Here is a 23,390-nt window from a genome sequence, read left to right as displayed (position 1 = left end):
CTTCTGCGGTACAATAGATAAGATATCGTATCGAAACCGACATAATTATGTTCAGGTTATGATTTCAAGCTGAATTACTCTCAAATAGAGTGAGTAGTCTATCCAGTAAACTTTCAATACTCCGGCTGACGCAAGGCTCAGATGTTTCTAACGACAATGACTGAGCACCCAGTACCGGTATCTGCCTCTGGTCACCATAGGCATCAAAGGGTGCTGCATGAAAATCCAGAAGCTCATCATGGGAGTGGGGATAGAGAATAATCATGGCTTTGACCAGGCCGCCATTCACCGATACTGAATCTGCATCGGTAATGCCATGAACATATTTCATGGTACATTCTGGCAGATACTGGCTGAATGCCTGTTCCCGGGTGGTGAATTTGGCATCCAGAACCAGCAAGCCGATAAGTTGTCCATTACGCCTTACTTCCAGGGTAATATCGGGCTTGCGTTGGGCAAATTCCCACTCCCTGGTTCGCCCGGGGTAATTATTTCTGGCTTCGCTAACCGAACGGTTTTCAGTATTGATGATGTTTCCGGCTTTTGAGTTACCGACCATCCAGAATACCGGCTCATAGTGCAAACTGATAGCCAGATTGTTTTCTCTGGTGCATAGAAGGTGCGGCTTGCCAATGCCCGGATTTTCTTGCAGTCCTTTTGCCAAAAACCACCGTCTTATCCGGATAAAAGCGTAGTACTCAAATAAACCCGGCATGGAATTGATGGCAAGAAACTGTTGCTGGGGTGTTTTTCCTTCCAGTCCCAGATGTTGATACCAGTCAATGACCATTCTGAATAACGTCAGGTAATGTTGGCTGCCCCGGACTTTTGCCGTTATTCTTGGCAAAGCCCTGACACTTTTGCGCACCGGCAGCCGTTTCATAAACTGCTGTCGGAGTGAGAGAATCTGTTCCTGACAAGCCTTGAGAGCAACCAGCTGTTGGCTATTTACCTGATGAATCCACGCCTCCATACAGGCAAAAAAGCTGACATAGCCTTCATGGGCATTCTGCAATCGGCTCAATTCCGTGGGGGCATAATGCTTGAGCAAATCGGCAATGACGCTGAGTAAACTGTCCAGATACCCGCTCAACACACGATTTTCATAAACATCCGTATGCTCCCGAATCACGGGTGCTAATAGTTCCGTTGCCCAGTACATTCGCCCATCTACATGAAGGTGAGACTGACTTTTGTCGTCTGTTTCCTCCAGTACTGACAGATTATACATCAACCAGGCCAGACTCTGATCTCCCGGGGCATAAACGTCAGCACCACGCTGCAGGGCCATATCCGTAGTCAGTGTCCGTATGGGTTTGATAAAAATCTGAGCAGCCAGTCCTTCCAGTTTGCTGGCATTATTCAATATACGCTCCACCAGCAGATTCAGCTGTTCTCTGTGACTGGCAGCGCCTTGAAACCGGGTGGTACCCCCTTCATCGTTCAAATCACTGTCGGTTTCAGCCAGAATAAAGTTCACCATATGACCGGCCTGTTTAGCCGTTCGGTTTCTGGCCAACACCTCCACAGGTCCTGTATCCAAACTCTCGACACTTCCTTCAGATTCCAGCTTTAGCGTAAATTTTGCCACCCCGAAATAGTTATAAAACAACGCATCCCTTGCGCCGTTTTCCCGATAAGGTGGATACCACTCAAACTCCAGGGCATGACTATTACGCCCCTGAGTAAACGTCAATACACGTTCACCCAGAATCAGGGACAACCGGTCACAGGCGCGATCCATCCTGACAAAAAGTGCCAGGGCTTCTGTTTCCAGCACATAGGGCATGGATGTGGTTGCCCTGTGAACCTCATATGCTAACGGCAGGTTAAAGCGCATTCCCTGCCTTGCCCCATTTAATACTTCAACCTCAAATTGCATACCGGCTCCGTCAGAAAAATGCATAGGATCCGGCATAGTGATCACCACTGGCCAATATATCTTCTAATAAAAGGGCCGTTCTGGTCAGGCTGTTTTGCAGTGCATGGTCACGAAGTAACTCCAGCCGCTTCTGAAAGTTTTTGCCATGCCCATTAATCAGCGGAATAGCGTGCTGGGAAAGGGCAAAGTCCGCTGCATCTTTTCGATCAAGATAACGGCAGGCCACTTCGTAATAGGCGAGCATGGCATTACGCTTGCGCTGGCTAATCAATATCGGGTTACCATATTGATGATCACGCAATTCAAGAATGTCGTAACATCCGGATAGTACTGGTGGAGCATCTTCGGTGAACTCCTGAGGCAAACCGAAGCAGTTTTCCAATTGGTGCATCGGAATCGCACCATCCAGTACCAGTGAGCCAAATTCCCGGGTAGTTGGTATATGAGGGATGTCCATAGAAACGACGGGTACCCGATCACACAATCTGGGCGACAAAGGCTCTGTCGTATGATCATTGTTAATCGTCGCAATAAACCTGAGGTTAGTGGTAGCTGCAAGAAAACGGTCATCACCGGGTATGCCGGTATCCAGGCTGCGATAACGACATTCATAATCGCACATCGCCAAAAAGTCGGACCAATAATGTTCCATCGGGCTAAGATTAGCTTCATCCAACAACACCAGCCTTAGCATTTCTGCTGCCTGCTCATCTTCTCCATAACGGAGAAACTGGTATAAACCGGTTTTAGCCGGTTGATACATACCTTTCAGGCTGTTGTAAAATCCCATCAGGTCGCGACCGGAAACCCAGCCACGGCTGACCGGAATATTCAAGAAATTTCCACTGCCACTGTCGTTTTCTGACAGATGATAAGCCTCCGCCAATCGAATGGCCGTTGATGTCTTGCCAGAGCCTGGTAACCCCTTGAATACGGTCAGGAACGACTGTTGTACTGTGATTAACAGGTTTGCCATCTCCTCAAAAGAGAACGGTCGCCCACTCTGATCGAACACGTCAACCAGTGATTGAATAATCTGTGCTCCATTCTCCGGTTGGATCGTCGCCATTTTGGGCGGCCGGGATTTTAACTTGCGGATCTCTGTTTCGTAGGAATGTCCCCGGAGCAAGTCGAGCATGACTTTCATCTCGGCCAGTTCTTTAGGCAAATCCGGGCTTTTCAGTTTCGCTTCCAGCGATTTTACGGCATCCTCCAGCCCCCTTTCCCGACGCTCAAGGAATTTCACTTCCGAATTTAATTCTTCAATGTCATCGATTATGCGCAGCTTATCAAGGGCAGCTGCCGTTTTGTCAGACAGTGACTCCAACTCCTGCTGCCTTTCTTCAATGTTGCTTTCCAGCGTTTGCAGCAATCGGTTTCGTTCTTCCTGAACCTCATGAATGTTTTTCGTACGAATATCTTCAATAGCCTTTAAGGCCTTGGCTTTTTCCCGGGCAATAGACGTCTCTATCTCCTGTTCTTTTCTCTGCTTTCTTGACTGAAGATCACGAATTTCAATTTCCAACTGCTCTTTTTTGGCATTCAGGTCCGGCAGGTAGTGACTGGCAATACCCGGGTTGTCTGATAGATAGGCTGTCAGGAATAACTTACCTTCAGCACTTTTTAAATACTGATCGATAATTTCTTCACCAACACTGCTGCCACTGAGGTATTTATCAAATATCAGCTTTAGCCGGTTAATGCGCTCATTATTGGCTGCCAGTTTCTCTTTTTTCTGGTAGTCAGCAATGACTGACTTCACGCTCTCCGCCACTTTACGACTGATGGGGGGCGCATTCTTACCGAACTTCCCTTTGGCAAAAAAGGTGATAAGCTGGGCATCCGGAATATAATCCAGCGCCTGCCAATCAGCCTTCAGGGCCTGGCCAAAATGAGCCAGTGAGGAAATAAATCCGTCGTAAGCAAGATGAGTTATCTTGCTGTCCGGTGTCAGATAAACCGCTTTATCAGTGGCCGTCAATAAGTCTACCCGGGCAATAAAGTGGTTGGATATATTCAGGCCCACATGGCTGTAAGGTGTACAGATCACTTCCCCATCCACAAAGTCCGCAGTGAATGGTCCGTAGATAGAAGTATTCTGTCTGATAAAGAAAGGCACCCGTGGGAAGTCCCGGTTTAAATGAATACGCCCTGAGCTGATATCCGGTAAATTCATCTCTATTACCGGCATCATCTGATTAACATCCATAGGCCTGGTGGCAACCGCAGTTGACCAGTGATCATGGTGATCTGGTGAATATCCTATATCCTCCAGACTCTGGGGACTGTAATTATCCAGGATAAACAACTCCCCCTCCCTGTACTTCTGGTCTATCTCCTCATAGCCTTTACTGATCCATATGCCACCGGTAGAAAATGTTAAATGGTCTGGCTTACTGACCGTTCCATCCAGCGTATTTCTGGTAAATATAACTCTGACGACGCCCTTATCGGTGCTACCCAGAGCAGAGCCCTTGATAACGAACAGTTCGGGTTTATGAGTGTCGTACATTGTGAAATCTCAGATAGGTGACTCTTAACAGGCTGAATCGTTGTTACTTTCGCCAGCCGGCCATACTCAAAAGTTATCAGGGGTTATGGTGCGTGGATTTTATTACCAACCGGATTTATGGAGGTAGTCGTTTCTGTACTTAATGCACGGAATTCAGAGAAATTCTGTTGTGTCAATACACGCCATGAGTGGCTACCCGGTCGCGCCCGTGTACGACAAAAACCGGCCATGGCAGCGTTGAAAAGTGTCCGGAAAATCTTTGCCATATCAGTTTAATTGGGTTTTCCCCTGACACACCCCAAATGGAACCTAATAATCATTTTGCGGTCCAACTGCAGCGTTTACAGTCATAGTCCAGGCGAACAGGGTATTATTCTGAAAGCAACAGCATCAACCTGCTCCCCCCCGGAGCCTGCCCGCCAGTTTGGTCAGCAAGCCGGTTCAAACGGGATTCCTGAGCGCTCCAGAATTGCATATAACGGCAGAAGCATTGCAAATCGTCGGCCTGATAGAGGAGATAGAGGAGATAGAGGAGACAGAGGAGATAGAGGTGCATGCTCCACCTTGGATGATGGCAAACGCACTGAAGATGCATTTTGGAAAAAAACACCATTACAAGGACGCAAAATCATCCCGGCTGATGTGCTTACAGCCTATGGAAGTGACAGATCCTCGCTCAGAAGTGGCTTCTTTTTGCAAAAGCTCTGCCTGGAGAACATTCCACATGATAATAAAAAAATCACCCCGGATCAGGTAATTCAAGAATTCAACAGAAAGCCAGACCGAAACAACAAGTGCCAATTAGCGATAGCGCGCTTCAAAGAGGAGTGTTGCCTGAGAGGCCTGGTGTTGAATGGCCAGCAGGTCACACCGGATGAGGTGGTTAAAGACTTCCCGGATAGTCTGGAAGGCAAACTGGGGATAGCGCGTTTCAAAGTGGAATGGTGCCTCAGGGGGCTGGCGTTGAATGGCCTGCAGGTGACACCGGATGCTGTGGTTAAGGATTTTCCGGATAGTCCGAAAGGCAAGCTGGGGAAGGCTCGCTTCAAAGCGGAATGTTGCCTGAGAGGCCTGTCGTTGGATGGCCAGCAGGTCCTTCCGGATGCGGTGGTTAAGGATTTTCCGGATAGCTCGGAAGGCAAGCTCGGGATGGCACGCTTCAAAGCGGAATGTTGCCTGAGGGGCTTGGCGTTGAATGGCCAGCAGGTCACACCGGATGCGGTGGTTAAAGATTATCAGGCAGCCAGGGCCATTCTGGAGCAGGCGCGCTTCAAAGCGGAATGTTGCCTGAGGAAACTGCTGTTGAATGGCCAGCAGGTCACACCGGATGAGGTGGTTAAGGGTTATCAGGCAGCCAAAGCAATACTGGAGCTGGCGCGCTTTAAGGAACATTGTTGCCTGATGGAACTGCCATTGAACGGCCAGCAGGTTACACCGGATGCGGTGGTTAAGGATTTTCCGGAAAGTCCGGAGGGCAAACGGGGGAAAGCTCGCTTCAAAGCGGAATGTTGCCTGAGGAGCTTGCCGTTGAATGGCCAGCAGGTCACACCCGATGCGGTGGTTAAGGATTATCAGGCAGCTAAAGCGATACTGGAGCTAGCGCGCTTCAAAGCGGAATGTTGTCTGAGGGGCCTGGCGTTGAATGGCCTGCAGGTGACACCGGATGCTGTGGTTAAGGATTTTCCGGATAGTCCGAAAGGCAAGCTGGGGAAGGCTCGCTTCAAAGCGGAATGTTGCCTGAGAGGCCTGTCGTTGAATGGCCAGCAGGTCCTTCCGGATGCGGTGGTTAAGGATTTCCCGGATAGCTCGGAAGGCAAGCTCGGGATGGCACGCTTCAAAGCGGAATGTTGCCTGAGGGGCTTGGCGTTGAATGGCCAGCAGGTCACACCGGATGCGGTGGTCAAGGATTATCAGGCAACCAATGCAACACTGGGACTGGCGCGCTTCAAAGCAGAGTGTTGCCTGAGAGGCCTGGTGCTGAATGGCCAGCAGGTCACGCCGGATGAGGTGGTTAAGGATTTTCCGGAGAGTCCGGAAGGCAAATTGGGGATAGCGCACTTTCAGGATCAGTGTTGCCTGAGGGGGTTGGCGTTGAATGGCCAGCAGATCACAACGGATGCAGTGGTTAAGGATTTCCCGGATAGTCCGGAAGGCAAACTGGGTATAGCCCGCTTCAAAGCGGAATGTTGTCTGAGGGGTTTGGCGTTGAATGGCCAGCAGATCACAACGGATGCAGTGGTCAAGGGTTACCCGGAGAGCCCGGAAGGCAGACTGTGGATAGCGCGCTTTAGGCAACGATGTTGTCTGAGAGGTTTGGCGTTGAATGGCCAGCGGGTCACAACGGATGCAGTGGTCAAGGGTTACCCGCAGAGCCCGGAAGGCAAACTGGGGATAGCGCACTTTAAGGAACGATGTTGCCTGAGGGGCCTGGCGTTGAATGGTCAGCAGGTCACACCGGATGCAGTGGTTAAGGATTATCAGGCTGCCAGGGCAGCACTGGACCTGGCCCGCTTTAAAGAACAGTGTTGTCTAAGGGGATTGCTGTTGCATGGCCGGCAGATCATACCGGATGCGGTGGTTAAGGATTATGAGCGCGGTGGCTGGTGGCTCGAAAAGGCTATTTTTTATTCTCAGCTGGTATTGAATGCAAGAGCATTGAATAGCGGCTATCTGGATAATCAGAAAGTATTGGCAGCATTTAATGATGTCCCCGGGGACCATTCTTCAAGACAGGCTGAATACCTGATGCAAAGGTTAAAGCAACCTCAGCGGTACGATGAAACTGACGACGCTCGGGATATTATCCAACAGGCCTGGCGAATCTTAAACAGCGTATCGATCAAAAATGATGAGCAGCGTCGACTGCAATGTATATTGAAATTCATGGCGATGCAGTATCAGTTGCCAATTGATCATCAGAGCGTGTCAGCGGAAGCGGTATGGCAATCGATCACAACACTCAGGCGTTCATTTAAAAATTCACGCTTACCGTTCTTTTTCCTGGCACGATGTTATATCACGAACCAGTCTGTTGATGGACGACCAATCCATAAGAACGAGGTTCTGGAGTGCCTTCAGAGTTTCCCTGAAGGAAGCAAATTGCGTCATGCTTTAAGCCGCTGGTTTGAACAATGCAGCGCCCAGTCCAATATAATGGATCAGTTACTGTTTAAACCGGATAATACCGTTCCGGGGCGGGGCAATGATAGAAGCAATAGCCATTCAGTCCATTCAGTCAATAGCGTAAAAGAAAAAGCAGAGAGCGCGTCCGTCACCAGGGCAGCTACCGTCAATGCGGCCCAAAACCTGACGCAAGCGTTAAAACCAACGTTGCAAACAAACACTGCGTTTTCCCCTGACCAGCTGGTTCCGCAGTTCAATACCCTAACGCTGAAAGCACTGGACATTATTCAGGAAATCAATGGCGGTTATACTGATCCACCCATTGTGATTACCGGTTCATACGCGCGGTTTTTACAGCACCGCTGCTCATCATTCAATGATATTGACATTATTTGCGCAACAGAGGTCTCTGCCAGAACACTCCTTGACAGGCTGCGGGCACTTAATACCGACGAGGATGCAGAAATCCCCAAACGTATCCTCATCTGGCCAATGCACGGATGTCAGGAGATCAAATTACCCAAAGCATACAATATTGTTCTCAGAGAGGGTGATTTTGGAACGAAAGCAATGGGTCTTCAGGTCAGTGTTGACATCAGAGTAACGCATGGAAATTTAGCACGGCTGTTAGTTCACGTTCCCGGCGTTGAGAGGTTGGTATGCTGTTTGCCGTTTGCTGAAGAAACCAGATTACTGAACGACACGTTGAAACACCTGGCTGATAACTTTGTTTTGCTGACTGAGCAATTAAAACAAGGCAGGGTGTTGAACATACCACGAACCATTATTTTCAACCTCCCCAATACAACTGAGGAGCGTATTTATGGCTTGTTTATACGCTCTCTGCTTACCCTGAATAAAGCCAGGCAGTTTATTGATCTTTACTCTGAAGGGAATCCTGACGACCAGCCTGATCAGCTCCGGGAAGAACAACAGCAACGTCTTTATGCACTGACTGAGGAACTTCAATGGACATTGCGTAGCCATGCATACCGTGATGGTTTTGAGCAGAGCGTTAACCGCTGGCTAACGACAACCGCGCATGTGAATGATTACGAGATCAAGAGGAAGGACTTTATCAAGGCACTGCTGGCGATGATACATCCTGAATAAGATGAAATAGTTACCTGATTACTGCCCAATATCTGACCGCATCATAAATTGAGTGAACCTAATAATCATTTTGAGGTCAAACAGCAGTATTTTTGGTCACAGTCCAAGCGGACAGGGCATTATTCTGAAAGCAACAGCATCAACCTCTTCCCACAGAAGGCCTCCTGTCAGGGATGGCCGACAAGCCGGTTCAGGCGGGTTTTCCAACCGTTCCGACAGTGTGTTTAACGGTATACCAGTCTCAACCCATCAATCTCATGCTCATAGGGGTAGAGACACCACCCCGGATGAAGGTAGATGTTTTGAAGATGCCTTTTGGAAAAAAAAAATATTACGAGGGCGTCAAATCACCCCGGCTGATGTCCTTACCGCTTATGGACATGACAGTAACTCGCTTAGATGTGCCTTCTTTTTACAAAAGCTCTGCTTTCAGAACATTCCCCATGACAATAGAAAAATTACCCCGGATCAGGTCATTCAGGAATTCAACCGGGCTCCGGATCGAAGAAGAAAGTACCAGTTAGCGATAGCACGCTTTATGGACCAATGTTGCCTGAAGGGGCTGGTGCTGAATGGCCAGCAGGTCTCACCGGGCGCGGTGGTTAAGGCTTTTCCGGATACTCCGGATGGCAAGCTGGGGATTGCTCGCTTTAAAGCAGAATGTTGCCTGAGGGGCCTGCCGTTAAATGGTCAGCAGGTCACAACAGATGCCGTGGTTAAGGATTATCGGGCAGCCAGAGCAACACTGGAGCTGGCGCGGTTTATGGCGCAATGTTGCCTGAGGGGCCTGCCATTGCATGGCCGACAGATCAGACCGGATGAGGTGATTAACAGTTTCCCGGATAGTCCGGCAGGTAAACTCGGGATAGCGTGCTTTAAGGAACACTGTTGCCTGAGGGGCCTGGCGTTGGAAGGGCGCCAGGTCACGCCGGATGCAGTGGTTAAGGATTTCCCTGAGAGTGCAGAAGGTAAACTGGGGATAGCGCGCTTCAAAGCGGAATGTTGCCTGAGGGGCCTGGCGCTGAATGGCCAGCAGATCACACCGGATGTGGTGATTAAGGATTTTCAGGTAGCCAGAGCAACACTGGATCTGGCGCGCTTTAAGCAACAGTGTTGCCTGAGAGGCCTGGCGTTGGATGGCCAGCAGGTTACACCGGATGTCGTGGTTGCGGATTATCAGGCAGCCAAGGCCACACTGGAACAGGTGCGCTTCAAGGCAGAATGTTGCCTGAGGGGCCTGCTGTTGAATGGTCAGCAGGTCACATCAGATACGGTGGTTAAGGAGTATGAACGCGGTGGCTGGTTGCTCGAAAAGGCTATTTTTTATTCTCAGCTGGCATTGAATGCAAGAGAATTGGGTAGCGGCTATCTAGATAACCAGAAAGTATTGGAAGCATTTAATGAGGTACCGGGATGTCACTCTTCAAGGCAAGTTGAATACCTGATGCAAAGATTGAAACAACCTCAGTGGTACGACGAAACTAACGAGGCTCAGGAGATCATTCAACAGACCTGGGAAATCCTGAAACGCATATTGAGTAAAGACGATGAACAACGTCGACAGCAATGCATATTGAAATTTATGGCGATGCAGTATCGGTTGCCAATTGATCATCAGAGTGTGTCAGCAGAAGAGATCTTGCAAAACATCTCAACACTCAGGGGTTCATTTCAGAATTTGCGCTTACAGTTCTTTTTCCTGGCACAATGTTATATCTCGGGGCAGCCGGTTGATGGACGACCAATCCATAAGGCCCGGGTCTTGGAGTGCCTTCAGAGTTTCCCTGAAGGAAGCAAGCTGCGCCATGCTTTAAGCTGCTGGTTTGATCAATTCAGCGGCAACGCCAACATAATGGATGAGTTACTGTTTAAACGAGATAATGCCTTTCCGGAGTGGGTCAGTGATAGAAGAAATAGTTATTCGGCCAATTGTGTAAATAACACCAGGTATGAACATCGAGATATCCTCGATGAGGTAATCCCCGATACAGAAAGTTCTTGCCAGAGAGCAGAATCAGAAGAAAAACCTGTTGCCCTTCTTGACCAGGGGGCGCTGTTTCTTTGCAGGGAGAGGGCGTGCGGGGATGAAACAGAAAAAGCAGAGCATGGATCCGTCGCCCGGTCAGCCACCGTCGCTGCGGCTCAAAACCTGCAGCAAACGTTAAAACAGGCGTTAAAAATAGGCACGCAGTTTTTCCCGGACCAGCAGTTTTCGCAGCTAAATACGCTAACGTTAAAAGCACTGGAGATTATTCAGGAAATCAACGGTTTTTATAGTGATCCACCCATTGTGATTACCGGTTCATACGCGCGTTTTTTACAGAACCTCTGTTCATCATTTAATGATATTAACATTATCTGCACGACAGAGGTGCCTGCCAGAACACTGTTTGACAAGCTGCGGGCACTTAACGCTGACAGAGGTTCAGAAATCCCCAAACACATCCTTATCTGGCCAATTCGCGGATGTCAGGAGATCAAATTACCCAAAGCATACAATATTGTTCTCAGAGAGGGCGATTTTGGTACGAAAACAACGGGGCTTCAGGTCAGTGTCGACACCAGAGTAATACATGGAAATTCAGAACTGTTTTCAGTTCATGTTCCCGGCGTTGAGAAACCGGTATGCTGTTTGTCGTTTGCTGGAGAAACCAGGTTATTGAATAACAAGCTGAAATACCTGGCTGATAACCTGCTTCTGTTAACCGGGCGATTGCAAAAAGGCGAGGTATTTGACATACCACGAACCATTCTTTTCAGCCTTCCCAACACAACGGAGGAGCGTATTTATGGCTTGCTTATGCGCTCCCTGCTTACCCTGAATAAAGCCAGGCAGTTTATCGCTCTGTACTCTGAAGGAGAACCTGACGACTGGCCTGATCAGCTTCAAGAAGAACAGCAACGCCTTCATGCACTGACTGAGAAACTTCAATTGACACTGCTTAACCATGCTTATCGTAATGGTTTTGAGCAAAGCGTTAACCGCTGGTTATCAACCACTCGGCATGTGAATGATTACGAGATCAAGAGGAAGGACTTGATCAAAGGACTGCTTGCGATGATGGACTCTGAACAAAATTGGGTAAGCCCAAAAAACACCCGTTTAAGTTGACTTCCCCTGACACACGATAAATGGAACCTGATAATCATATTGAGGTCCAACGGTGGTGTTTATAGTCCAAGTGAGCAGGGATTCATTCTGAAAGCAACGGCATCAACCTACTCCCGCCCGGGGCCTCCTGGCAGAGGTGGCCTACAAACCCGACAAACGGGATCAAGTCGGCTGCCTGATCATCCCGGAAGTGCATTTAACGGTAAACGAATCTCAAGCCATCAATCTCATAGAGTTACAGCCGCCGCCACGGATAATGGTAAACGGTTTGAAGACGCCTTCTGGGAAAAAAATCTATTACAAGGACGTCAAATCACCCCGGCTGATGTGCTTGCAGCCTATGGCAATGACAGAAACTCACTCAGACGTGGCTTCTTTTTGCAAAGACTCTGTTTACAGAACATTCCACATGGCAATAGAAAAATTACCCCGGACCAGGTCATTCAGGAATTCAACCGGGCTCCGGATCGAAACAGTAGGTGCCAGTTAGCGATAGCACGCTTTAAGGAAGAATGTTGCCTGAAGGGCCTGGCATTGAATGGTGAGCGGGTCACACCGGATATGGTGGTTCAGGATTTTCAGGCTGCTAAAGCAACACTGGAGCTGGCGCGCTTCACAGAACAATGCTGCCTTAGACGCCTGCCATTGAATGGCCAGCAGGTCACACCGGATGCGGTGGTTAAATCTTTTCCGAATAGTCCGGAAGGCAAACTGGGGTTGGCGCGCTTTAAAGTACACTGTTGCCTGAAGAGCCTGCCGTTGAATGGCCGACAGGTCACACCGGATGAGGTGGTTGAGAATTTCCCGGAGAGTCCGGAAGGTAAACTGGGGATAGCACGCTTTAAGGAACACTGTTGCCTGAATGGCCTGCCGTTGAATGGCCTGCAGGTCACACCGGATGCGGTGGTTAAGGATTATCAGGCAGTCAGGGCAACGCTGGAGCTAGCACGCTTTAAAGCGGAATGTTGCCTGAGGGGGCTGCTATTGAATGGCCAGCAGGTCACACCGGAAGCGGTGGTCAAATCTTTCCCGGATAGCCGGGAAGGCAGACTGGGGATAGTGCGCTTTAAGGAACGTTGTTGCCTGATGGACCTGACATTGAAGGGGCAGCAAGTGACACCGGATGAAGTGGTTAAGGATTATCAGGCAGACAGAGCAACCTTGGAGGTGGCGCATTTTAAGCAACAATGTTTCCTGAATGGTTGCCTGAATGACCCACCGTTGAATAGCCGGCAGTTCACACCGGATGCGGTGGTTAAGGCTTTTCAGGCAGCCAGGGCAGCACTGGAGCAGGCTCGCTTTAAGGAGCACTGTTACCTGAGGGGGCTGCCATTGAATGGCAGGCAGGTCACACCGGATGAGGTGGTTAAGGATTTCCCGGAAAGCCAGGAAGGCAAACTGGGATTAGCACGCTTTAAGGAAAAATGTTGCCTGCGGGGCCTGTCGTTGAATGACCAGAAGGTTACACCGGTTGCGGTGGTTAAGGATTATCAGGCAGTCAAAGCCCCACTGGAGTTGGCTCGTTTCAAAGCGGAATGTTGCCTGAGGGGCCTGGCGTTGGATGGCCAGCAGGTCATACCGGATGCAGTGGTCAAGGATTATCAGGCAGCCAGGGCCACACTGGAGCTGGCACGCTTCAAAGCGGCCTGTTGCCTTAGGGGCCTGGTGTTGAATGGTCAGCAGGTCACACCGGATGCGGTGGTCAAGGATTTTCCGGATAGTTCGGAAGGCAAACTGGGGGTAGCGCGCTTCAAAGCGGAGTGTTGCCTGAAGGGGCTGGCATTGAATGGCCAGCAGGTTACACCGGATGCCGTGGTTAATGATTATCAGGCAGCCAGAATAACATTGGAGCTGGCGCGCTTTAAGCAACAATGTTGCCTGATAGGCCTGCCGTTGAATGGCCAGCAGGTCATACCGGATGCGGTGGTCAAGGATTTTCCGGATAGTCCGGAAGGCAAACTGGGGATAGCGCGCTTTAAGGAACAATGTTGCCTGAGAGGCCTGATGTTGAATGGCCGGCAGGTCACACCGGATGCCGTGGTTAAGGATTTTCCGGACAGTCCGGCAGGCAAACTGGGGAGAGTGCGCTTCAAAGCAGAATGTTGCCTGAGGGGCCTGAAGTTGAATGGCCAGCGGGTTTTACCGGGTGCCGTGGTTGAGGATTATCAGGCAGCCAGAGCAATAATAGAGCTGGCGCGCTTTAAGGAACATTGTTGCCTGAGGGGCCTGCTGTTGAACGGTCAGCAGGTCACTACGGATGCGGTGGTTAAGGATTATCAGGTAGCCAGAGCAGGGCTGGATCTGGTCCGTTTCAAAGAACAATGTTGCCTGAAGGGCCTGCCATTGAATGGTCGGCAGGTCATACCGGATGCAGTGGTTAAGGATTATGAACGCGGAGGCTGGTTACTCGAAAAGGCAATTTTTTATTCTCAGCTGGCATTGAATGCAAAAGAATTGAATAGCGGTTATCTGGATAACCAGAAAGTATTGGCAGCATTTAATGACGTACCCGGGGATCATTCTTCACGACAGGCTGAATACCTGATGCAAAGGTTAAAGCAACCTCAGTGGTACGATGAAACCGACGATGCTCGGGATATTATCCAACAGGCCTGGCAAATCTTAAACAACGTATCGATCAAAAATGATGAGCTGCGTCGACTGCAATGTATATTGAAATTCATTGCTATGCAGTATCAGTTGCCAATTGATCATCAGAGCGTGTCAGCAGAAGCGGTATGGCAAATCATCACAACACTCAGGAACTCATTTCAAAATTTACGCTTACAGTTCTTTTTCCTGGCACAATGTTATATCACGAACCAGTCTGTTGATGGACGACAGATCGATAAGGGCCAGGTTATGAAGTGCCTTCAGAGTTTCCCTGAAGCAAGCAATCTGCGTCATGCTTTAAGCCGCTGGTTTGATCAATGCAGTGCCGAAGCCAATATAATGGATGAGTTACTGTTTAAACGGGATCGGGATAATGTTGTTCCGGGGCGTGGCAATGATAGACGAAATAGCCATGCAGTCCATTCAGTCAATAGCGTAAAAGAAAAAGCAGAGAACACGTCCGTCGCCCGGGCAGCTACCGTAGGCTGGGCTCAAAACCTGACGCGAGCATTAAAATCAGCGTTAAAAATAGGCACACCGTTTTGCCCGGACCAGCCGGTTCCGCAGTTACATGCACTGACGCTAAAAGCACTGGAGATTATTCCGGAAATCAATGGCGACTATACCGTTCCACCCATTGTGATTACCGGTTCATACGCGCGGTTTTTGCAGAACCGCTGCTCATCATTCAATGATATTGACATTATTTGCGCAACAGAGGTGGCTGCCAGAACCCTCTTTGACAAGCTGAGGGCACTTAATACTGACGGGGATTCAGCAATCCCAAGACGCATCCTCATCTTGCCAATGCGCGGATGTCAGGAGATCAAATTACCCAATGGATACAATATTGTTCTTGGAGAGGGTGATTTTGGTACGAAAGTAATGGGTCTTCAGGTCAGTGTTGACGCCAGAGTAATACATGGAAATGCAGAACGGCTATCCGTTCACGTTCCCGGCGTTGAGAAGCCGGTATGCTGTTTGTCGTTTGCTGAAGAAACCAGATTATTGAATGACACACTGAAATACCTGGCTGATAACCTTGTTCTGTTGACTGAGCTTTTGCAAAAAGGCAGGGTACCGAACATACCTCGCACCATTATATTCAACTTTCCCAATACAATGGAGGAGCGTATTTATGGCTTGCTTATACGCTCTCTGCTTAGCCTGAATAAAGCCAGGCAGTTTATTGCTCTGTACTCTGAAGGAAAACCTGACGACCAGCCTGACCTGCTCCGGGAACAACAGCAACACCTTTATGCACTTGCTGAGGAACTTCAATGGAAATTGCGTAGCCATGTTTACCGTGATGGTTTTGAGCAAAGCGTTAATCGCTGGCTATCGACCACTCAGCAGGTGAATGATTACGAGATCAAGAAGAAGGAGTTTATCAGTGTACTGTTGGCGATGATGCGCCCTGAAACACGATAAATGGAACCTGAAAATCATTTTGAGGTCAAACGGTCGCGTTCATAGTTCAAGTCAGCCGGGGTTCATTCTGAAAGCAGCAGCATCAACCTACTCCCGCCCCGGGCACTCCTGCCCGGGGCCTCCTGCCAGAGGTGGCCTGCAAGCCCGACAAACCGGCTCAAGTCGGCTCCCCAACCATTCCGGAAGTGTATTTAACGGTAAACGAGTCTCAAGTCATCAATCTCATAGAGGCACAGCTACCACCCTGGATGATGGCGCACGGTTAGAAGATGCCTTTTGGGAAAAAAAAATGTTACATGGACGGCAAATCGCCCCGGCTGATGTGTTGAACGCCTATGGAAATGACAGAACTTCACTCAGACGTGGCTTCTTTTTGGCAAAACTCTGTATACAGAACATTCCTCAAGGCCATAGAAAAATCACCCCGGACCAGGTCATTCAGGAATTTAAACGGGTTCCGGGTCGAACCGGTAAGTGCAGGTTGGCAATAGCACGCTTTAAGGAACAATGTTGCCTGAGAGAATTGCTATTGAATGGCCAGAAAGTTACGCCGGATTTGGTGGTTGAGGATTATCAGGCAATCAAAAGCCACACTGGAGCTGGCGCGCTTCAAAAAGGAATGTTGCCTGAGGGGCCTGGCGCTGAATGGCCGGCAGATCAGACCGGATGAGGTGGTCAAGGATTGTCAGGCAGCTAAAGCAACGCTGGAACTGGCGCATTTCAAAGCGGAATGTTGCCTGAGGGGCCTGGTGCTGAATGGCCAGCAGGTCACACCGGATGCGGTGATTAAGGATTTTCCGGACAGTCCGGCAAGCAAATTGGGGATAGCGCGCTTCAAGCAACAATGTTGCCTGATGGGTCTGCCGTTGCATGGCCAGCAGGTCACACCGGATGAGGTGGCCAGGGATTATCAGGCAGTCAAGGCAAGACTGGAGCTGGCACGCTTTAAGGAACAATGTTGCCTGGGGGGATTGCTATTGAATGGTCAGCCGGTCACACCGGATGCGGTGGTTAAATCTTTTCCGGATAGTCCGGAAGGCAAATTGGGGTTAGCGCGCTTTAAAGAACAATGTTGCCTGAAGAACCTGTTGCTGAATGGCCGACAGGTCACACCGGATGCCGTGGTTGAGGATTTCCCGGAGAGTGCGGAAGGTAAACTGGGAATAGCGCGCTTTAAGCAAGAATGTTGCCTGAGGGGCCTGGTATTGAATGGTCAGCAGGTCAAACCGGATGCGGTGGTCAAGGATTTTTCGGACAGTCCGGCAGGTAAATTGGGTGTAGCGCGCTTCAAAGCGGAATGTTGCCTGAGGGGCCTGACGTTGAATGACCAGCAGGTCACACCGGAAGCGGTAGTTAAGGATTATCAGGCAGCCAGAGTAACACTGGAGTTAGCGCGCTTTAAGCAAGAATGTTGCCTGATAGGCCTGCCGTTAAATGGCCAGCAGGTCATACCGGATGCGGTGGTTAAGGCTTTTCCGGATAGTCCGGAAGGCAAACTGGGGATAGCGCGCTTTAAGCAAGAATGTTGCCTGATAGGTCTGCTGTTGAATGGCCGACAGGTCACACCGGATGCCGTGGTTAAGGACTTTCCGGACAGTCCGGAAGGCAAACTGGGGATAGCACGCTTCAAAGTGGAATGTTGCCTGAGGGGACTGACGTTGAATGGCCGGCAGGTCACACCGGATGCTGTGGTTGAGGATTTCCCGAAGAGTGCAGAAGGTAAACTGGGAATAGCGCGCTTTAAGCAAGAGTGTTGCCTGAGAGGCTTGGCGTTGAATGGCCAGCAGGTTGTGCCGGGTGCCGTGGTTGAAGATTTTCAGGCAGTCAGCGCAATACTGGAGCTGGCGTATTTTAAGCAACAATGCTGCCTGAGGGGCCTGCTGTTGAATGGTCAGCAGGTCACACCGGAAGCGGTGGTCAACGACTATCAGGCAGCCAGAGCAGCACTGGAATTGGCGTGCTTTAAAGAACTGTGTTGCCTGAGGGGCCTGGTGTTGAATGGTCGGCAGGTCATATCGGATGCCGTGGTTAAGGACTATGAACGCGGTGGCTGGTTGCTCGAAAAGGCTATTTTTTATTCTCAGTTGGTATTGAATGCAAGAGCATTAAATAGCGGCTATCTGGATAATCAGAAAGTATTGGCAGCATTTAATGATGTACCGGGGGATCATTCTTCAAGGCAAGCTGAATACCTGATTCAAAGGTTAAAACAACCTCAGCGGTACGATGAAGCCGATGACGCTCAGGATACCATTCAACAGGCCTGGCAAATCTTAAACAGCGTATCGATCAAAAATGACGAGCAGCGTCGATTACAATGTATATTGAAATTCATGGCGATGCAGTATCAGCTACTCATTGATCATCAGAGCGTGTCAGCAGAAGTGGTATGGCAAACCATCACAACACTCAGAAGTTCATTTCAGAATTCACGCTTACAGTTCTTCTTCCTGGCACAATGTTATATCACGAGCCAGTCTGTTGATGGACGACAAATCCATAAGAGCGAGGTTCTGAAGTCCCTTCAGCGTTTCCCTGAAGGAAGCAGGCTGCGTCATGCTTTAAGCCGCTGGTTGGAACGATGCAGCGACGAAGCCAATATAATGGATGAGTTACTGTTTAAACGGGATAATGCTGTTCCGGGGTGGGACAACGATAGAAGAAATAGTCATGCAGTCCATTCAGTCAATAGCAGCGTAAAAGAGAAAGCACAGAACGCCTCCGCAGTCCAGGCAGCTACTGTCAGTGAGGCTCAAAACCTGACGCAAGCATTAAAACAAATGTTGAAAATAGGCATGCCGTTTTTCCCGGGCCAGCAGGTTGCGCAGTTCAATACGCTAACGCTAAAAGCACTGGAAATTCTTCAGGAAATCAATGGCGGTTATACTGATCCACCCATTGTGATTACCGGTTCATACGCGCGGTTTTTACAGAACCGTTGTTCATCATTCAATGATATTGACATTATTTGCGCGACAGAGGGGGTTGCCAGAACACTCCTTGACAGGCTGCGGTTACTCAATACCGACAGGGATGCAGAAATCCCCAAACGTATCCTGATCTGGCCAATGCACGGATGTCAGGAGATCAAATTACCAAAAGCATACAATATTGTTCTCAGAGAGGGGGATTTTGATGCGAAAGCAATGGGGTTTCAGGTCAGTGTTGACACCAGATTAATGCACGGAAATGTACAACGTCTGTCAGTTTGCGTTCCCGGCGTTGAGCAGCCGGTATGCTGTTTGCCGTTTGCTGAAGAAACCGGGTTATTGAATGACACGCTTGAATACCTGGCTGATAATCTTGTTGCGCTGACCGATCAATTGCAAAAAGGCGAGCAGATACCCAACATACCACGAACCATTCTTTTCAACCTCCCGAAAACAACGGAGGAGCGCATTTATGGCTTGCTTATGCGCTCTTTGCTTACCCTGAATAAAGCCAGGCAGTTTATCGATCTTTACTCTGAAGGTAATCCTGACGATCAGCCGGATCAGCTCCGGCAAGAACAGCAACGCCTTTATGCACTTACCGGGAAACTTCAATGGACATTGCGTAGCCATGCATACCGTGATGGTTTTGAGCAAAGCGTTAACCGCTGGCTATCGACAACCGCGCATGTGACTGATTACGAGATCAAGAGGAAAGACTTTATCAACGTACTGCTTGCGATGATACGCCCTGACGCAGGATAAATGGAACCTGACAATCATTTTGAGGTCAAATGTTCGCGTTTATAGTCCAAGTGAGCAGGGTTTCATTCTGAAAGCAACAGCATCGACCTACTCCCACCCAAGGCATCCTGTCAGGGATGGCCGACAAGCCGAACAAACCGGCTCAAGGGGACCCTCCAACCGTTCCGGAAGTGTCTTTAACGGTAAACGAGTCTCAAACCATCCGTCTCATAGAGGTAAAGTTACCACCCCGGATGAAGGTAAATGTTTTGAAGATGCCTTTTGGAAAAAAAATATATTTAAAGGACGTATAGTCACCACGGCTGATGTGCTTATAGCCTATGGAAACGACAGAAATTCACTCAGACGTGGCTACTTTTTGCAAAAACTCTGTTTACAGAACATTCCACATGACAATAGAAAAATTACCCCGGAACAGGTCATTCAGGAATTCAACCGGGTTCCGGATCGAAACAGCAAGTACCAGTTAGCAATAGCACACTTTAAGGAAAAATGTTTCCTGACGGGTCTGTCGTTGAATGGCTGGCAGATCACACCGGATGAGGTGCTTCAGGGTTTCCCGGATAGTCCGGCAGGTAAACTGGGGATAGCGCGTTTTAAGGAACAGTGTTGCCTGAGGGGCCTGGCGTTGAATGGCCAGCAGGTCACGCCGGATTTGGTGGTTAAGGATTTCCAGGCAGCCAGGGCCACTCTGGAGCTGGCGCGCTTCAAAACAGAATGTTGCCTGAGGGGTTTGGCGCTGAATGGCCAGCAGGTCACACCGGATGAGGTGGTCAAGGATTGTCAGGCAGCCAAAGCAACATTGGAACTGGTACGCTTCAAAACGGATTGTTGTCTGAGGGGCCTGCCGCTAAATGGCCAGCAGGTCACACCGGATGAGGTGGTCAGGGATTGTCAGGCAGCCGGGGCAATACTGGAGCTGGCGCGCTTTAAGGAACAATGTTGCCTGAGGGGCCTGCTGTTGAATGGTCAGCAGGTCACACCGGATGAGGTGGTCAAGGATTTTCAGTCAGCCAACGCAACACTGGAGCTGGCGCGCTTTAAGGAACAATGTTGCCTGAGGGGGCTGCCATTGAGTGGTCAGCAGGTCGCTCCGGATGAGGTGCTCAAGGATTATCAGGTAGCCAACGCAACACTGGAGCTGTTGCGCTTTAAAGCGGAATGTTGTCTGAGGGGGCTGCCGTTGAATGGCCGGGAGGTCATACCGGATTTGGTGGTCAGGGATTGCCGGGCGGCCAGGGCAGCCCTGGAGCTGGCGCGCTTTAAGGAACAATGTTGCCTGAAGGGGATGCTGTTGAGTGGCCAGCAGGTCACACCGGATGCGGTGGTTAAGGATTATCAGGCAGTCAGGGCAACACTGGAGCTAGCGCGCTTCAGAGCGGAATGCTGCCTGCGGGGGCTGTTGTTGAATGGCCAGCAGGTCACAGCGGATGAGGTGGTTACGGTTTATCAGGCAGCCAGAGCAATACCAGAGCTGGCGTACTTCAAATCAGAATGTTGCTTGAGGGGCTTGCTGTTGAACGGCCAGCAGGTCACACCGGATGCGGTGGTTAAGGAGTTCCCGTTCAGTCTGGAAGGCAAACTGAAGTTAGCACACTTCAAGGAACGATGTTGCCTGATGGGGCTGCTATTGAATGGTCAGCAGGTCACACCGGATGAGGTGGTTAAGGCGTTTCAGGCAGTCAAGGCAACACTGGATCTGGCTCGCTTCAAAGCAGAATGTTGCCAGAGGGGACTGCTGTTGAATGGCCGACAGATCACCCCGGATGCGGTGGTTAAGGATTATCAGGCAGCCAAAGCAATCCTGGAGCTGGCGCGCTTTAAGCAAGAATGTTGCCTGAGGGGTCTGGCGTTGAATGGCTGGCAGGTCACACCGGATGCGGTGGTTGAGGATTTTCCGGACGGTCCGGTAGGTAAACTGGGGATAGCACGCTTCAAAGCGGAATGTTGTCTGAGGGGCCTGGCGTTGCATGGCCAGCAGGTTGCGCCGGGTGCCGTGGTTGAGGATTATCAGGCAATCAGAGCAATACTGGAGCTGGCGCGCTTTAAAGAACAATGTTGCCTGAGGGGCCTGGCGTTGCATGGTCAGCAGGTCACACCGGATGCAGTGATTAAGGATTATCAGGCAGCCAGGGCAGTACTGGAGCAGGCCCGCTTTAAAGAAGAATGTTGCCTAAGGGGGTTGCCGTTGAATGGTCGGCAGGTCATACCGGATGCCGTGGTTAAGGATTATGAACACGGTGGCTGGTTGCTTGAAAAGGCTATTTTTTATTCTCGGCTGGCATTGCATGCAAGAGCATTGAATAGCGGCTATCTGGATAACCAAAAAGTATTGGCAGCATTTAATGGCGTATCCGGGGATCACTCTTCAAGGCAGGCTGAATTCCTGATGCAAAGGTTAAATCAACCCCAGCTGTTCGATGAAACCGATGACGCTCAGGATACCATTCAACAGGCCTGGCAAATCTTAAACAGCGTATCGATCAAAAATGATGAGCAGCGTCGACTGCAATGTATATTGAAATTCATGGCGATGCAGTATCAGTTACTCATTGATCATCAGAGCGTGTCAGCAGAAGCGGTATGGCAAATCATCACAACACTCAGGCGTTCATTTAAAAATTCACGCTTACCGTTCTTTTTCCTGGCACGATGTTATATCACGAACCAGTCTGTTGATGGACGACCAATCCATAAGAGCGAGGTTCTGGAGTGCCTTCAGAGTTTCCCTGAAGGAAGCAAATTGCGTTATGCTTTAAGCCGCTGGTTTGAACAAGGCAACATCCAGGCCAATATAATCGATAATTTACTGTTTAAACGAGATAATACCGATCCGGGGTGGAGCAATGATAGAAGCGATGGCCATTCAGTCCATTCAGTCAATAGTGTAAAAGAAAAAGCAGAGAGCGCGTCCGTCACCAGAGCAGCTACCGTCAATGCGGCCCAAAACCGGAAGCAAGCGTTAAAACCAACGTTGCAAACAAGCACTGCGTTTTCTCCGGAGCAGCAGGTTCTGCAGTTCAATACCCTAACGCTGAAAGCACTGGACATTATTCAGGAAATCAATGGCAGTTATACTGATCCACCCATTGTGATTACCGGTTCATACGCGCGGTTTTTACAGCACCGCTGCTCATCATTCCATGATATTGACATTATTTGTGCGACAGAGGTGGCTGCCAGAACACTCCTTGACAGGCTGCGGGCACTTAATACCGACGAAGATGCAGACATCCCCAAACGTATCCTCATCTGGCCAATGCATGGATGTCAGGAGATCAAATTACCTGAAGCATACAATATTGTTCTCAGAGAGGGTGATTTTGCTACGAAAGCAATGGAGCTTCAGGTCAGTGTTGACTCCAGAGTAACACATGGCAATGCCGAACGGCTGTCAGTCCACGTCCCTGGCGTTGAGAAGCCGGTATGCTGTTTGCCGTTTGCTGAAGAAACCGGGTTATTGAATGACACGCTGAAACACTTGGTTGATAACCTTGTTCTGCTAACCGAGCAGTTGCGAAAAGGCAGGGTATTCAACATACCACGAACCATTCTTTTCAACCTCCCCAAGACAACGGAGGAGTGTATTTTTGGCTTGCTTATGCGTTCTCTGCTTACCCTGCATAAAGCCAAACAATTTATCGCTCTGTTCTCTGAAGAAAAACCTGACGACCGGCCCGACGAGCTCCTGGAAGAACAACAGCAACGCCTTTATGCACTGACTGAGGAACTTCAATGGAAATTGCGTAGCCATACTTACCGGGATGGTTTTGAGCAAACCGTTAACCGCTGGCTAACGACAACCGCGCATGTGAATGATTACGAGATCAAGAGGAAAGACTTTATCAACGTACTGCTGGCGATGATGCGCCCTGAACATGATCGGGTAAAATTAATACAATGAACTGT

At 49.6% G+C, this 23,390-nt stretch carries 7 protein-coding genes; 5 read left to right on the top strand and 2 right to left on the bottom strand.

What is annotated here, in order from left to right; all coding sequences use genetic code 11:
- Window positions 1–64 precede the first annotated feature (64 nt).
- Both MJO57_RS20740 and MJO57_RS20735 read right to left on the bottom strand, forming a co-directional pair.
- Window positions 65–1,906, bottom strand: a complete 1,842-nt coding sequence (locus tag MJO57_RS20740) for a hypothetical protein (RefSeq protein WP_252018382.1) — start codon at window positions 1,904–1,906, stop codon at window positions 65–67.
- A complete protein-coding gene (locus MJO57_RS20735) occupies window positions 1,893–4,394 on the bottom strand; it encodes a hypothetical protein (protein ID WP_252018380.1) in 2,502 nt (833 codons plus the stop codon). Before MJO57_RS20735 ends, MJO57_RS20740 begins: the two co-directional genes overlap by 14 nt.
- A 693-nt stretch (window positions 4,395–5,087) precedes the next feature.
- Between MJO57_RS20735 and MJO57_RS20730 the strand changes: the two genes are divergently transcribed.
- The 5 genes from MJO57_RS20730 (at window position 5,088) to MJO57_RS20710 (ending at window position 23,385) form a co-directional block, all read left to right on the top strand.
- Window positions 5,088–8,630, top strand: a complete 3,543-nt coding sequence (locus MJO57_RS20730) for a hypothetical protein (protein WP_252018378.1) — start codon at window positions 5,088–5,090, stop codon at window positions 8,628–8,630.
- Between the two features lie 220 nt (window positions 8,631–8,850).
- Window positions 8,851–11,742 (top strand): hypothetical protein, encoded by a 2,892-nt coding sequence (locus MJO57_RS20725; RefSeq protein ID WP_252018376.1) that lies wholly within the window; start codon window positions 8,851–8,853, stop codon window positions 11,740–11,742.
- A gap of 39 nt (window positions 11,743–11,781) precedes the next feature.
- Window positions 11,782–15,786 (top strand): hypothetical protein, encoded by a 4,005-nt coding sequence (locus MJO57_RS20720; protein ID WP_252018375.1) that lies wholly within the window; start codon window positions 11,782–11,784, stop codon window positions 15,784–15,786.
- A gap of 563 nt (window positions 15,787–16,349) precedes the next feature.
- Window positions 16,350–19,481 carry a hypothetical protein gene (locus MJO57_RS20715; protein WP_252018373.1) on the top strand — a complete coding sequence of 1,044 codons (3,132 nt, stop codon included), beginning with the start codon at window positions 16,350–16,352 and terminating at the stop codon, window positions 19,479–19,481.
- Window positions 19,482–19,839: 358 nt separating this feature from the next.
- Entirely contained in the window at window positions 19,840–23,385 is a 3,546-nt protein-coding gene (locus MJO57_RS20710) for a hypothetical protein (RefSeq protein ID WP_252018371.1), read from the top strand.
- The last annotated feature ends 5 nt before the right edge of the window (window positions 23,386–23,390 follow it).

This window comes from Endozoicomonas sp. SCSIO W0465, from assembly GCF_023716865.1.
Lineage (GTDB): Bacteria > Pseudomonadota > Gammaproteobacteria > Pseudomonadales > Endozoicomonadaceae > Endozoicomonas.
Note: the sequence above shows the minus strand (reverse complement) of the source record. Positions and strands in the feature narration are given on the sequence as shown.